The following is a 14,591-nucleotide window of genomic DNA, read 5'->3' on the forward strand; positions in this document are numbered from 1 at the left end:
TAAATAGGGAGGAATCCTTCATGAATAAAGTTCTTTTGACTGCAGCCGTTACTGGCGCAGGGGATACGACGAAAAAAAGCAAGCATGTACCTGTCACACCGAAAGAAATTGCAGAAGCAGCCATTGCTTCCGCGAAAGCCGGGGCCACTGTAGCACATGTACATGCCCGTGACCCGGAGACCGGAGGGATCAGTCATCATATTGATCATTATCGAGAGATTGTAGACCGTATCCGTGAATCGGAAACAGATGTGATTATCAACATTACTTCAGGTGGGGGTGGAGACTTCATCCCTAGTCTTGACACACCGGCAGCCGGAGGGAACGGAACCGATATGCAAACACCGGCAGAGAGACACGAGCCGGTAGGAGAGCTGCTCCCGGAAATGTGTACGTTGGACTGCGGCAGTACGAATTTTGGGAACATGATTTATCTTAGCCCGACAGACTGGCTGCGCGAACAGGCAAAGCTTGTCCAGGCCAGTGGAGTGAAGCCGGAGCTGGAATGCTTTGACACTGGCCACCTTCGTTTTGCTAAACAATTGATCGATGAAGGACTGATAGACGGTGATCCAATGTTCCAGTTCTGCCTGGGTATTCCTTGGGGAGCGGAAGCGGATGTCGAAACCATGACGTACATGAAAAATCGATTGCCTGAAAATGCCCATTGGTCTGCATTTGGCATTGGCAGAATGCAATTGCCAATCGCTGCTCAAGCAGCGATGCTAGGCGGCAATGTCCGCGTGGGATTGGAAGACAACCTGTATTTGAGCAAAGGTGTTTTTGCGCGGAATGATCAGCTTGTCGAAAAGGCGATCACTATGCTGCACGGAAACGGTATGGAAGTGATGACACCACAAGAAGCCCGTGAATCTTACGGATTGAGAAACCCGAACGGAGGAATGAAATCATGAATCAAACAACACAATCAACGAAGACATTTGCAGTCATCGGCACCGGGGTTATCGGCAATGGCTGGATCGCACGCTTCTTGGCTAATGGTCATGATGTCGTAGCCTTTGATCCTGCAGAAGGAGCCGAAGAGAAAACGCGCCGTGCAGTGGAATTGGCATGGCCATCCCTGAAGGAAATCGGATTGGCTGAAGGGGCAACCATTGATCGCTTGCGCTTTGTTCCTACCATAGAAGAAGCAGTTGCACAAGCTGATCTGATTCAAGAAAACGTACCGGAACGGGAAGAACTGAAAAAAAACGTGCTGGCTAGCATTGATCAGCATGCCAAGCCGGACGCAATCATCGGCTCGAGTACTTCCGGCATTATGCCATCGACGTTGCAGGAAGGTTTGCAGCATCCAGAGCGCCTCGTTGTCGCCCATCCATTCAACCCGGTCTATATTTTGCCATTAGTGGAATTGGTCGGCGGAAAAGCTACCAGTCAGGCGACGATCGATGCAGCAAAAGAAGTTTATGCTGCTATCCAAATGAAGCCGCTGGTCATCCGTAAAGAAATCGAGGGTCATTTAGCCGACCGCTTAATGGAAGCTTTGTGGCGCGAGGCACTTCATATGGTGAATGACGGAGTGGCAACAACCGAGGAAGTGGATGCCGCCATTATTTATGGAGCAGGTCTGCGCTGGGCGCAAATGGGGCCATTCCTGACATTCCATTTGGCCGGCGGTGAACAAGGAATGCGCCATATGCTCGAACAATTCGGGCCAGCATTGAAGCAGCCGTGGACCAAACTGGTCGCACCAGAGTTGACCGATGAGTTGAAAGAAAGGGTTATTGAAGGCTGCGAATCCCATGCTGGTGATGCTTCTATTGCCGAATTGGAAAGCAAACGGAATGAATTTCTCGTCAAAGTGCTGGATTTAGTGGAGGATTACTGGCCGGAAACAAAAAGTATTGCTAAAAGAGGTGAGTAAAGATGACCGACAAGCCGTTTCATTATCAAAACCGTGTCCATGATGAATGGGTGGATTATAACGGCCATATGAACGATGCTGCCTATGCGAAAGCATTCAGCCAGGCCGTTGATGCATTTATTGAAGATATTGGATTGGATGAGGAAACCCGTACAAGTTGGGGATATACAATTTTCACCCTCGAGACGCATATTTGTTATTTGCAAGAGGCGCATCGCGACCAGGAACTAAGACTGGATATTCAATTGCTGGATGATGACACAAAACGTCTGCATGTATTTTTCACCATGAAAAACGCTGATGGTGATTTGCTGGCCACAAGCGAGCAAATGCTGATGGGAATCAATACCGAGCAAGGCCGACCTGCTCCATTCCCCGATCCGGTCGCGGCTGCCATCGAGCAGCTGCGCGACGCACAGCAATATTTATCAACACCGAAACAAGCGGGCAGGCACATCGGTATTAAACGCTAGTCCGTCCTGCCCGGTGGTTTCAAGAGAGGAGAATGCTTGTGAATAAGATTGAAGTTAATAATCTGACCAAGATTTTTGGCTCCCATCCCCAGCAGGGGCTGAAACGATTGAAAAACGGGGAACAAAAAAGCGAAATATTAGAAAAAACGGGCATGACTGTTGGTGTTAGCCAAGCAACATTCGCTGTCAAACCGGGTGAATTTTTCGTCATTATGGGACTGTCCGGAAGTGGAAAATCGACGCTTATCCGCTTGATTAACCGACTGATCGAGCCGACAGACGGAGAAGTTTTGATTGAAGGTGAAGATATCACCAAGATGGATACGACCAACTTAATCGAAACACGACGCAAAAAACTCGGCATGGTCTTCCAGAAATTCGGTTTGTTGCCGCACCGGACTGTATTGAACAACGTGGCTTATGGCTTGGAAATTCAAGGAGTCGACAAGCAGGAACGGTACCAGAAGGCAGAAAAAGCAATCGAGGATGTGGGTTTGAAAGGCTATGAAGCTAGTTATCCGAATCAGTTGAGTGGTGGAATGCAGCAGCGGGTAGGGCTTGCGAGAGCGTTAGCCAATGATACCGACATACTCTTAATGGATGAAGCTTTCAGTGCGCTCGATCCGATCATCCGAAAAGAAATGCAGGATGAAATACTTCATCTGCAAAACAAACTTGGCAAAACCGTCTTGTTTATTACGCATGACTTGGATGAAGCATTAAAACTAGGAGACAGAATTGCCATCATGAAAGATGGCCGGATTGTCCAAGTCGGCACCTCTGAGGAAATATTAGAAAACCCCGCAAATGAATATGTCTCCAACTTTGTGAAGGATGTAGATCGATCCAAGGTTTTGGAAGCTTCTCATGTCATGAAAAAGCCGGAAGTGCTGATGACATATAAGGACGGTCCCCGTGTTGCCGTTCGGAAAATGGAAGAAGTCGGAGCCTCTAGTATTTTTGTCGTAGACAAAGAGAAGAATTTCAAAGGATTACTAACGATTGACGACGCCATTCGGGCTTATAAAGAAAAGATCGATTTGGAAGAAGTATTGATTACGGATGTAGCCTCAGCTGCACCGCACACTCCGTTAAATGACTTGATCGGAATTGCTGTCGATGCCAAGTACCCGATCACGGTAATTGAAGACGGACGGCTGCTGGGGATCATTTCCCGCGTATCGATCCTGTCGGGTCTAGTACTTGGAAAAGAGAAAGATGAGGTGACGCCATCATGAACTATTTCCATTTCCCATTAGAAGACTGGACGAATTCCTTTGTGAATAACTGGTTGCTGCCGGTAATGGGCGGATTTTTCAACGCAATCAGCGATGCACTTGGGGCCTTTATCGAGGCGGTTACCAATCTTTTGATCGTCATTCCACCTGAAGTGATTGCCATCATCTTGATCGTGTTGTCTTGGCGGATTGCCGGTAAAGGAATGGCGCTTTTCACCTTGATTGGATGCATCTATTTAGGATCGGTTGAACTGTGGCCTGCTGCGATGCAAACGGTGGCTATTGTGCTCGTTTCGACTTTGTTGTCGGTCCTTATCGGTGTTCCTGTCGGAATATTGACGGCTACCAGTTCCATCATGGATAAGATTGTCCGTCCCATTTTGGACTTTATGCAGACGTTGCCGAGTTTCGTCTATTTAATCCCGGCAATTCTGCTATTCGGCCTCGGCGGTGTTCCGGCTGTTATTTCCACCTTTATTTTTGCAACACCGCCGGCTGTCCGCATGACAAGCCTGGGAATCAAACAAGTGCCGGAAGATGTGGTGGAAGCTTCCAGAGCTTTTGGTACAACGAAATGGCAGCTGCTGTTTAAAGTTCAACTTCCGTTAGCCTTGTCGACAATCATGGCAGGGGTCAATCAAACCATCATGCTTGCTTTATCGATGGCTGTCATTGCTTCGATGATAGGAGCTCCCGGATTAGGGTCGACCGTCCTTTCTGGTATTTCCACGGTAAACGTTGGGCTCGGTTTGACCGGTGGACTTGGAATTGTTGTCCTGGCCATCATATTGGATCGTATCACGCAAGGATTAGGTAAAAGGTTTTAATGAATCCGTAAGCCCGTCAATTCACGGCCGGATTTCAACTATAAAAAAACAGGGGAGAGAAAATTAGCATGAAAAAACTATTATTCGGTCTTATGGCCGCACTATTTGTCGCATTGATCGCAGGATGTTCTTCTGACAGTGAATCAGAAGGAAACGGCGAAGAAGCAAGTGAGAGTAAAGACCAAACCATCACTTTCGGTGTCACACCTTGGACAAGCACCGTGCCTCCGACTGAAATCGCAAGCTTGGTTCTGGAGGATATGGGCTATACGGTAGAACACACGGATGCCGATGTAGGCAGTGTTTTCATGGGACTTTCCCGCGGGGACATCGATGTCTTCATGGACTCTTGGTTCCCGATGCACAAAGTCCATCTGGACAAATTTTCCGATTCTGTCGAAGACACAGCGGTAAGCTATCCGGAAGCCGAAACTGGATGGGTAGTCCCGAAATATATGGAAGATATCAATAGCATGGAAGACTTAAAAGGAAAAGAAGATCTTTTTGACAATAAAATGTACGGCATTGAAGAAGGTGCCAGTGCAACGAAAGAATCAAAAGAAATGATCGAAGAGTATGGTCTTGATATCGAGCACGTCGCTTCCTCTGAAGGCGGCATGCTGGCTCAGGCTCAACGCTTGATGAGTCAGGAAGAACCGGTCATTTTCTTTGGCTGGCGCCCGCACACCATGTTTAACAAATATGATATTAAAGTGTTAAAGAATGACAAAGGCTTCTTCGAAACGTCTTCTGTCCATGTGGTAACCAATAAAGATTTGAAAGAAAATGCCCCAGAAGCATATGAGTTCCTGAGCAACTGGAGCATTTCCATTGATGATGTCGAAGAAATGATTGTGAAAATCGAAGAAGAAGACCAGGATCCAAAAGAAGTAGCACGTGAGTGGATCGAAAGCAACCAGGATAAGATCGATGAAATGACTGGTAAATAAGAGAGTAAAGGGGTCTGTTTGCGGCTGCAGTCGTAACAGGCCTTTTCTCTATATAAAATAAATGATAGAGGTGGTAATAGTGCCGAAAACTGCACCTGTCGTATTCGAAAAAGACGTGCCCTGCCGGCTGCGCGATGGCGTGACCTTATACGCAAATGTATATCGCCCGGACCGGGAAGGCAGTTACCCTGTATTGCTGACAAGGCATCCGTACAATAAAAATCTCGTAGATTTTTCTCACCGATATGTGGATCCTTTCCGCTTGGCAGCGGCCGGATATGTGGTGATCATCCAGGATGTCCGCGGTCGTTTTTCATCCGAAGGGCAATTTGTTCCATTCATCCATGAAGGAGAAGATGGTTACGATGCGGTGGAATGGGCTGCGAACCTACCTTATTGTGATGGCAAGGTCGGTATGTTCGGTTTATCCTATTATGGCTTTACCCAGCTGTTTGCCGCGGCGGAATCACCACCGTCCTTAAAAGCGATTTTCCCCGCTCAGACCGGAAGCAGTCTAAATGAAGATATGCTGTTTCGGCAAGGAGCATTGGAATATGGGTTATTTGCAACGTGGATGCTTGATTCGGTCGCTCCAGATTTAATTCACAGGGAATGTCCGGATGACTATCCTTTTGTCAGGAAAGATATAGAGTCAGCATTGCACCATATCAATGATACTTTTCATCATGTCCCGCTAACGGAGTGGCCGCCTTTGAGGAATCTCCACCCGGTCCTATCTTTGTATCAACAATTTATTACCCAGGAAATATCCAATGAGGCCCAAAGTAAAGCTTCGATAAAACATCAATTATCTTCTCTTGAACTGCCCGCATATCATCTAGCTGGCTGGTATGACTGTTTTCTCGGTTCTACTTTGGAAAATTTTCAGGAAATGTGCAAAGCCGGAGAAGAGCAGCGCCTAATCATCGGCCCATGGGGACACGGCGATTTTTCTGCTGCTCAAGGGGAACGTTTCTTTGGAGCCCATGCAGCAGGAGATTGGATGGATGAAGAACGAGACATTACTGCCTTGCATATAGAATGGTTTGACAAAAAGTTGAAGGCCACCACTTCTGCTTCTGGGAGAGAAAGTGCGCCGGTTCAATTATTTGTGATGGGCATCGATAAATGGCGTGAAGAAAAAGAATGGCCGCTTGCACGGACTCGCTATATCCCGTATTATCTCCACAGCAATGGCAAGGCGGGTTTAGAGTCTGGTACTCTTTCGACCACCAAACCGCAAGAGGAGCCAACCGATCAATTCTGCTATGATCCGTCCAATCCAGTACCTACGGTTGGAGGAAACGGCTTATTTTATAAGGGAGAAAATGCAGGTCCGTGTGATCAGAACGAAGTTGAGGCGAGAAAGGATGTCTTTGTATATACATCCGAAGCATTGAAGGAACCTTTAGAGGTGACAGGTCCGATAGAGGTGGTGCTATGGGCAGCAACCGATGCTGTTTCAACTGACTTTACCGCAAAACTTGTCGACGTTTGGCCGGACGGGAAGGCTTTCAATCTAGCAGATGGGATAGTCCGAGGAGATACATGCCAGGAATCGGAGATTGGTGCCATTCGTTATCAACTGGATCTTTGGGCGACGAGCAATGTCTTTCTGCCGGGTCATTCCATCCGACTGGAAATTTCATCAAGCAACTTTCCGCGGTATGATGTCAATCCAAATACAGGGAAAACAACGATAGATTCCGAAGTAATGCTTCCGGCCAGTCAGACTATCTACCATGACGAAAATTATCCATCGTACATTTTACTACCAGTAATTCCAACAAAAATATAGAGGCCGTGACAAAAGCATGGTGACAAAGCAAAAACCGAACGAATCCTAAATGCCAATCGTATTCGTTCGGTTATATTTGTATATTCTCTTTTATCCTGTTGTTTGTTGCGTGCTTCGAATCGCTCCGGCAAGATACTATGCGTTCCCGCGGAAAGCGAAGTACCTTGCCAGAGGGGGAAGTGGCACTTTTCATAGGGTGAAATGTTTGCTTTTTGCTCATCAAAAAAACCGAACGAATGGTGGATCGTTCGGTTTTTATTTTGGTCATGATGCTTTTGTCACAGGCTCTTATCATCCCTGTTTTTTGTTTTTATTTTTCTTACCTTGGTTAATGCGGCCAATGCCTAGCTCACGCGACTCCCGATATAGTGATTTGACGAAGCTTGCTGTCATCAGCAGCATGATGATCGAGAATGGCAGGGCTGCAATGATCATGGTGTTTTGCAAAGCCTGCAATCCGCCGGTGTATAAGAGTGCCAGTGCAGTAGCTGAAAGCAATACACCCCATGTAAGCTTGATAAAGTGTCCCGGATTTTGAGAACCGCCTGTCGTCATCATGCCAAGTACGAATGTACCAGAGTCTGCTGACGTAATAAAGAACGTACCGATCAGAATCATGGCTATGATCGAAGCGACCATCCCGAACGGATAGTTGGAAAACACGCCGAATAAGGATTCTTCTGTTGCCAACTCGGAAATTTTGGCTATTCCTTCATGCTCAAGTGATATAGCCGTACCGCCGAAAGTAGCAAACCAGAGAAAACCGATTATAGATGGTACAAGCAGAACGGTGAAAACAAATTCCCGAATGGTACGTCCTCTTGATACGCGGGCGATGAAGATACCGACGAATGGTGACCAGGCTATCCACCATGCCCAGTAAAAGATGGTCCAATCATTGATCCATTGACGGATATCTGGATCAAGAGGTGCTATTCGGAAACTCATCCCTGGTAAGTGCTGTACATAAGATCCTAATGTATTGGTAAATATGTTCAACAAGAATAATGTCGGTCCCATCACAAAAATCATACCAAATAAAATTACAGCTAGTACCATGTTGGCATTACTCAGATAACGTATTCCTTTGCTGAGACCTGTCCAAGCTGAAAACATGAACAACACTGTGACGATAACGACAATAATAACCTGAATAACGATATTTACCGGTATATTAAAAAGATAAGACAATCCACCGTTTATTTGAACGGCACCAAAACCAAGTGTAGTCGCAACCCCCATGACGGTGGCAATAACGGCAAGAATATCGATTACTCTTCCAGTATTTCCTTCAGCTGTTTTTCCAATCAATGGCTGTAAAGTCGAGCTTACTAATCCTGAGCGATCATGACGAAAATTGAAATAGGCGAGTACAAGGGCTACAATTCCATAAATTGCCCAGGCATGAATCCCCCAATGAAAAAACGTAAAACGCAGGGCATCTTTAATGCCTTGCTGTGTTCCTATTTCTCCTGTCGGTGAACTAGTGGCGTAGTGACTGATCGGTTCTGCTGTTCCCCAGAACACTAACCCAATCCCCATTCCGGCACTGAACAGCATGGCAATCCAGGTTGCTCTGGAGAATTCCGGTTTGTCATCCGGTTTGCCAAGTTTGATTCTGCCGACAGGGCTGATTAATAGAACTAAACAAACAATCACAAACAAGGTTACAACGATTAAGTAATACCAGCCAAATTTGTTGGCAATAAAAGCCTGGATATTAGTGGTGGCCGTCTCTAGACCGTCAGGCCAAGCCACACCAAAGATGACTAAAACTAACATAATTCCAGCCGATACTTTAAACACGGGTGTGAATTTATTCCACATTTTGTTCTAGCTCCTTCCTTGAAACAAATTTTAAAAAAGAGTATGCAATACTTCACGAAGGCACTCTAATAGACTGTACCCTTGTGGCAAGAGAAAAAACGGAAAATGTGTGCTGAAAACATTAAAAAACATGTTTAGATAAATACAGCCTGCTATGTTATGCCATTTCCTTTATATTTAGCATTAAATCTTTTTTTATAAGCTGATTCACTTTTATGTATCTGTTAGAAACTTCCCTTTCAGCTGCTCCCGGCTTCGGTATGGGAAACAGCTGTGTACAAAATAATGAGAAGTATATTCAGAAAGTACTTTTTTAAAAGATAAGAAAGTATAAATTTCAGAGATGTCTAGCTTCTACCGCCTCGAGGTCTTAAGCAAGTCCTCTGTGTGGCAAAAGGCCGCCACTTCGAGGTTTTTGCTTAAACTTGTCGGAGGCCCAAACGATGTGATCATGCAGGCGTTGCCACAGGACGTGGCGGCTTTAGCCTGTACTCCTTTGAACAGGCGCTTGCGCTTTTGTCCAAAAAATGCAGTAATTGATCCCCTCATAATGCAAATGCTTGGAGGCTATCAAATAGGGAAGTTTTACCTGAATCAGAATTTACGTCTTACTTCCATAGTGAAAAGGAGAAATGAGTGGTAAAATGCAGCTTTGAGGGGGAATTTGATTGAAAAAGAAATGTTTGTATTTTATTGCCTTCCTGTTCTTGCTGATTGCTGGAGGATGTGGTACAGGGCAGCTAGATTCGAATTCCACAGACAAACAGGATAATCAGCAAACAGAAGAAACGGGAGATAAGCCAGAGCAATCTTCAAAAGAAACAGACGCTGAACAAGAAGGTACAGCAAAGGAAGCAGCTGCTGAAGAAACTGACACACTCCAGCTCCCTTCCGGAAATGCAGGTTCATTTTATCGATGTAGGCCAGGCCGATGCAACACTGTTTTTGTTTGGTTCTTATAAGATATTGCTCGATGCTGGAGACTGGGATAACAAGGATGTAGTCGACTATTTACATTCTCAAGGTATTTCTCAAATCGACATAGCTATCGGAACACATCCTGACGCTGACCATATTGGCCAACTTGATAAAGTGGTCAGTCAGTTTGAAGTTGGGGAAGTATGGATGTCTGGAAACACAAGCACATCGGATACGTACCAACGGGTCATGGAAGCAATCGATTCCACTCAGACAGGTTATGAAGAACCGCGTATGGGAGATATTTTTGACATTGGTGATCTGCAGGTCGAAGTCCTTTATCCAGCCTCGATATCCGGAGAAACGAATCAGGAATCGCTCGCTTTTAAAATGTCCTATGGAGACATTGATTTTATTTTTACCGGCGATGCGGAAAAAGCACAGGAACAGGAAATGATCGACAGTGCAACAAATCTGGAAGCAGAAATACTTCAGTTGGGACACCACGGTTCCAATACGTCAACAAGCCAAGCTTTTTTGGAAGCAGTCTCTCCTGAATTGTCCATTTATAGTGCAGGTAACGAAAACCAATATGGACATCCCCATCAGGAAGTGATAGACCGTGTCCGGAATGTGGGAGCGGATTTATACGGAACCGATGCCCATGGAACCATCATGGTGACAACGGATGGATCATCGTATCAAGTGACCACTCATGAAAATGGAGAAATCAAAGCCGGGCAGTCAAATCTGCAGGAAAAGACAGAACGGGAAGCCGAATCAGAGTCAGCAGTAGAAGCAGGACAAGACACGGAGGGACAATGCATCGACATTAATAGCGCCGGTTCAGAACAAATCCAGGAAATTATCCATATTGGGCCGGAGCGGGCACAGGATGTAATAGATGGACGCCCATTTCAGTCAATCGATGAATTGACAGAAGTCAGTGGTATTGGCCCTTCCCGACTTAAAGACATCAAGGATCAAGGCATTGCTTGTGTAGGAGGATGATTAAGCATGAAAGGTATGTTGGATCGTATCGAAGACGAGAAGTTTGCCGTTATTCTTGTGGAAGAAGAGGGCAAGGAATTTGTAATAGATGTAAGGCTGCTTCCTAAAGGAGTAAAAGTAAACGACTGGTTGGAATTTACTGTCCAAGAAGGTGACATAGCAAACATCCGAATTGATAAGCGAAAGACGTCAAACCGTCAAGAGAACTCGGAAGCACTAAGGGACCAGGTGCGTTCCCGGTCAAGAGGAAGTAAATTTAAGCGGAAATAATTGAAAGGAAACTTGAGCAGCAGCCCAAGCCTGCTTGTTAGATAGACACTGCGCAGAGCAGCGACTCGGAAAGTGGTGAAATCAAGCTTTGACTTTGACAGGCATGGCTGTAATGTATGGCCAGCCGTCATGTAAAGGGCATTTCTTCTTGCTCCGGTCCAAAGCCAAACGTCCGTCGATCACTGGGTGTATAAAAACCATCAGCGTATGAAAAGAACGCTGATGGTTTTTTGGGCAATAATCGCCTGGTTCTATTTTGTTGTATTACCTATTTCATTAATTCTCCAACAATTTCATAGGAACGCAGCCGGTCTTTGTGATGGAAGATTTGAGAATTGATGATCAGCTCATCGGCTTCTGTTTCCTTGATGAATTCCTCCAATTTTTGTTTCACTGTTTCCGGACCACCGATAATAGAAGCAGGTGATTCGAGCGTTTTTGCTACGGCTGCCTTTTCATGTGGAGCCCATAAGTCGTCGATGTTTTCCACTGGCGGCTGCAGTCTGGATGGCTGGCCGCGTGTAATGCTCAAAAATTGCTGTTGTTGGGAAGTTGCCAAGTACTGAGCCCGTTCGTCCGTATCGGCAGCCACGATATTTACCCCGAGCATGGCATATGGTTTGTCCATGTTTTCCGACGGTTGAAAATGATCACGATAAATTTTCAAGGCAGGAAGGGTGTAATCTGGTGAAAAATGACTGGCAAATGAAAACGGCAATCCCTTCATTGCAGCCAATCTGGCGCTGAATCCGCTGGAACCAAGCAGCCAAATCGGGATATTTAGTCCTGTTCCCGGATAAGCGCGAACCCTCGCCGAAGAATTTTCATCAAAGTAACTTTCCAATTCTTCCACCTGCTGGGGAAAGTCCTCTGGTGTTGTATTCAAGGTGCGTCGAAGAGCATAAGCAGTTGCCTGGTCACTTCCGGGGGCGCGTCCCAAGCCAAGGTCAATCCGTCCTGGATACAGGGATTCCAGTGTTCCGAACTGTTCGGCGATTACTAAACTTGCATGGTTCGGCAGCATGACGCCTCCAGAACCGACCCGGATACGGTCGGTAGCGCCTGCTACATGGCCAATTACTACAGAAGTAGCCGAGCTGGCAATCCCCGGCATGTTATGATGCTCAGCCAGCCAGTAACGGTTGAATCCCCACTTTTCTACATGCTGAGCCAAATCGACTGTGTTTTTATAGGATTGTCCCGCATTGCTGCCTTCATTGATGGGCGCAAGGTCGAGAACCGACAATGGTATATTGTTGAAAAACGTTGCCTGATTGGTAGTCATTACATTCCCACTCCTTTTGTAAATCACTGCCACTAAATCATACGGCTAATCACCAATACCGTCCAATATTCTGTTTCGTGGGTAGATAGGTTGCTGCGTTTTAGACTTCGATGGTTTGAGAAGAGAAGTCTGTATGGAGTATGGAGAAATAAAGATAAACAGCAATGAATATTTAACTATGGTAAAAAATTAGATAATCTTTCTAAAGAACCGATTTCGGCATATGGCTTTATATCGATATTATTCTTTTTGGCATGAGGATTGAACCATATGCCCTTCATATCTGCATTTTGACAACCGGCAATATCTTTTTCCAGGTCATCTCCAACAAATAATGCAGCTTCCGGGTGCACATGAAGCTTATCTAATGCTAATTGAAATATGCGTATGTCAGGTTTACTGTAACCCACTTCCTCAGAAATAATAATCGTATCAAAGCAACGGTTTAAAGCAGTGTTTATTATTTTTGCTTTTTGCCGCTGAGTCGTCCCGTTTGTGATAATAGCAATTTTCATTTGTTTCTTTAATGTATGTAAGATATTTATAGTAGCTTGATTTATGGAAAAACAATAAGGGAAATGCTCATTCCAAAAATCTTGAAAGTAGTTACGTGGTATTTTATATGTTGGTGGAAATTCATCAAAAAAGGATTTCAAAACCTTTGTTTTATCACTATGGCCATAGCTTTTTTTGTCACATTCTTTAAATTGATGAAGCATTTCGTATTATTTTGAATGTATTACATCCTCATAACATTTTTCTAAAATCATTAAAAACATTCTCTCTACTGCCATATCCCTATTAAGCAAGGTATCATCTAAATCAAATAGAATTGCTTTATAGCCTCTCAAACAACTTCACAGCCTTTCTCCTAATAGAAGAATCTCTAGTGCTTCATCCTGTTCATTTCTGTTTAAAGGTATTACGTTATAGAACAAACAACAACGAAATCTTTTTTTATTTTAACATAAAATGACAAATGATTATTTGGGCCTTAACAAAAATAGAAGCGAATCCCGGAGATCCGCTTCCATTATAATCAATCTGATTCATCCATTTTTAAAATGATTTTACCAATGTTTTGATTGCTCTCCATGCGGCGGTGTGCCTCTTGAACCTCTTCCATTGGAAACACTTTATCAATGATCGGTCTTAATTTGTTTTGTTCAAACAAAGACAGTACTCTTCCAGCAAAGTCTTTTGTTAGTTCAGCTTTATAGTGATCAGACCTTGGAGTAAGCAGGGTTGCCTTCCATTGAACCCGTTTGCTCATCAATTCCATTAAGTTAACGTTTTCCAGCTGTGCCCCACCTAACAAGCCGATTAAGATCCACCGGCCATCGGTTTGAATGCTATTCAGGTTTTTCCGGTAATACGAAGCACCGATGAAATCAAGAATGACTGCTGCTCCACGCTGGTCGGTGGCGGCCAGCACTTCTTTGTCAAAGTCCTGCTCTTTATAGTTGATGGTGGTGTCAGCACCTAAGGACTTGCAAAAATCAAGCTTTTCGCTGGAACCTGCAGTTGTAATGATATGAGCGTCTACAAGCTGCCTGGCCAATTGAATGGCGGCAGTTCCGACTCCACTCCCACCTGCGTGAATCAGGACGGTTTCTTTATCCTTCAGTTCTCCCAGCCAGAATAATGTTTGGTAAGCAGTTAAAAACACTTCCGGTATTGCTGCTGCTTCTTCAAAAGACAGGTTATCAGGAATGATCATTGCCCGTTCTGCAGGCATAACAGCGTATTCAGCGTACCCTCCGCCATTTACCAGTCCCATTACTTTTGTACCGGGTTCGATCCCTGTGTCACTTCCTGCTGTCTCGACTACACCTGCTACTTCAATACCTAATACATCAAAGTCTAAATAACCGGAAGAGGACTGTCGATTGATGATATCTGTTCGGTTGATGGCAGCTGCCTTTACCTTGATCAACAATTCACCGGAATTCAGTTCCGGTTCCGGACGTTCACTTAGCTGGAGTTGTTCAGCGCCACCTGGCTGCTTGACTGTGATAACTCGCATCGTAAAAACTCCTTTATCCCATTATTTTAATGGTTTCTATCGTTTTTATCCTATCACAGCCCTCAGCCAACGGGAAAAATTTG

Annotated in this window: 13 protein-coding genes and 1 pseudogene; 10 read left to right on the forward strand and 4 right to left on the reverse strand. The window is 45.0% G+C overall.

The window, feature by feature from the left end:
- The first annotated feature begins 20 nt into the window (after positions 1–20).
- From ERJ70_RS06535 to ERJ70_RS06565, 7 genes are all read left to right on the forward strand, one after another.
- Entirely contained in the window at positions 21–914 is an 894-nt protein-coding gene (locus tag ERJ70_RS06535; protein ID WP_209368042.1) for a beta-keto acid cleavage family enzyme, read from the forward strand.
- Positions 911–1,885, forward strand: coding sequence for an L-carnitine dehydrogenase (locus ERJ70_RS06540; protein ID WP_209368043.1), 975 nt, complete (start codon positions 911–913; stop codon positions 1,883–1,885). The genes ERJ70_RS06535 and ERJ70_RS06540 overlap by 4 nt, the downstream gene beginning before the upstream one ends.
- Positions 1,886–1,887: 2 nt before the next feature.
- Positions 1,888–2,358 (forward strand): thioesterase family protein, encoded by a 471-nt coding sequence (locus ERJ70_RS06545; protein WP_209368044.1) that lies wholly within the window; start codon positions 1,888–1,890, stop codon positions 2,356–2,358.
- A 38-nt stretch (positions 2,359–2,396) separates the two neighbouring features.
- Positions 2,397–3,596, forward strand: a complete 1,200-nt coding sequence (locus ERJ70_RS06550) for a quaternary amine ABC transporter ATP-binding protein (protein ID WP_209368046.1) — start codon at positions 2,397–2,399, stop codon at positions 3,594–3,596.
- Positions 3,593–4,423 carry an ABC transporter permease gene (locus ERJ70_RS06555; RefSeq protein ID WP_209368048.1) on the forward strand — a complete coding sequence of 277 codons (831 nt, stop codon included), beginning with the start codon at positions 3,593–3,595 and terminating at the stop codon, positions 4,421–4,423. The genes ERJ70_RS06550 and ERJ70_RS06555 overlap by 4 nt, the downstream gene beginning before the upstream one ends.
- 68 nt (positions 4,424–4,491) lie before the next feature.
- Positions 4,492–5,373: a glycine betaine ABC transporter substrate-binding protein gene (locus ERJ70_RS06560; protein WP_209368050.1), complete on the forward strand. Its 882-nt coding sequence runs from the start codon at positions 4,492–4,494 to the stop codon at positions 5,371–5,373.
- A gap of 79 nt (positions 5,374–5,452) precedes the next feature.
- Positions 5,453–7,171 (forward strand): CocE/NonD family hydrolase, encoded by a 1,719-nt coding sequence (locus ERJ70_RS06565; RefSeq protein WP_245208138.1) that lies wholly within the window; start codon positions 5,453–5,455, stop codon positions 7,169–7,171.
- Positions 7,172–7,462: 291 nt separating this feature from the next.
- Here the strand turns inward: ERJ70_RS06565 and ERJ70_RS06570 are convergent, their stop codons facing one another.
- A complete protein-coding gene (locus tag ERJ70_RS06570) occupies positions 7,463–8,998 on the reverse strand; it encodes a glycine betaine uptake BCCT transporter (protein ID WP_209368054.1) in 1,536 nt (511 codons plus the stop codon).
- A 668-nt stretch (positions 8,999–9,666) separates the two neighbouring features.
- Between ERJ70_RS06570 and ERJ70_RS06575 the strand changes: the two genes are divergently transcribed.
- From ERJ70_RS06575 to ERJ70_RS06585, 3 genes are read left to right on the forward strand one after another with little or no spacing between them, the layout of a single operon-like run.
- On the forward strand, positions 9,667–9,960 hold the full coding sequence (locus ERJ70_RS06575; RefSeq protein WP_209368056.1) for a hypothetical protein: 294 nt from the start codon (positions 9,667–9,669) through the stop codon (positions 9,958–9,960).
- Positions 9,896–10,927: an MBL fold metallo-hydrolase gene (locus ERJ70_RS06580; RefSeq protein WP_209368058.1), complete on the forward strand. Its 1,032-nt coding sequence runs from the start codon at positions 9,896–9,898 to the stop codon at positions 10,925–10,927. Before ERJ70_RS06575 ends, ERJ70_RS06580 begins: the two co-directional genes overlap by 65 nt.
- Positions 10,928–10,933: 6 nt before the next feature.
- The gene (locus ERJ70_RS06585) at positions 10,934–11,197 is read left to right on the forward strand and encodes a DUF3006 domain-containing protein (protein ID WP_209368059.1); all 264 of its coding nucleotides are present in this window, start codon (positions 10,934–10,936) and stop codon (positions 11,195–11,197) included.
- Between the two features lie 268 nt (positions 11,198–11,465).
- On the opposite strand, the gene ERJ70_RS06590 is transcribed toward ERJ70_RS06585, so the two are convergent.
- From ERJ70_RS06590 to ERJ70_RS06600, 3 genes and pseudogenes are all read right to left on the reverse strand, one after another.
- Positions 11,466–12,482, reverse strand: coding sequence for an LLM class flavin-dependent oxidoreductase (locus tag ERJ70_RS06590; RefSeq protein ID WP_209368061.1), 1,017 nt, complete (start codon positions 12,480–12,482; stop codon positions 11,466–11,468).
- Between the two features lie 176 nt (positions 12,483–12,658).
- Positions 12,659–13,315 (reverse strand): annotated as a pseudogene (locus tag ERJ70_RS06595) (HAD family hydrolase).
- Positions 13,316–13,521: 206 nt separating this feature from the next.
- Complete coding sequence (locus ERJ70_RS06600; protein ID WP_209368063.1) at positions 13,522–14,508, reverse strand: NAD(P)H-quinone oxidoreductase; 987 nt, start codon at positions 14,506–14,508, stop codon at positions 13,522–13,524.
- Positions 14,509–14,591 lie beyond the last annotated feature (83 nt).

The organism is Sediminibacillus dalangtanensis, from assembly GCF_017792025.1.
Classification (GTDB): Bacteria; Bacillota; Bacilli; order Bacillales; family Amphibacillaceae; genus Sediminibacillus; species Sediminibacillus dalangtanensis.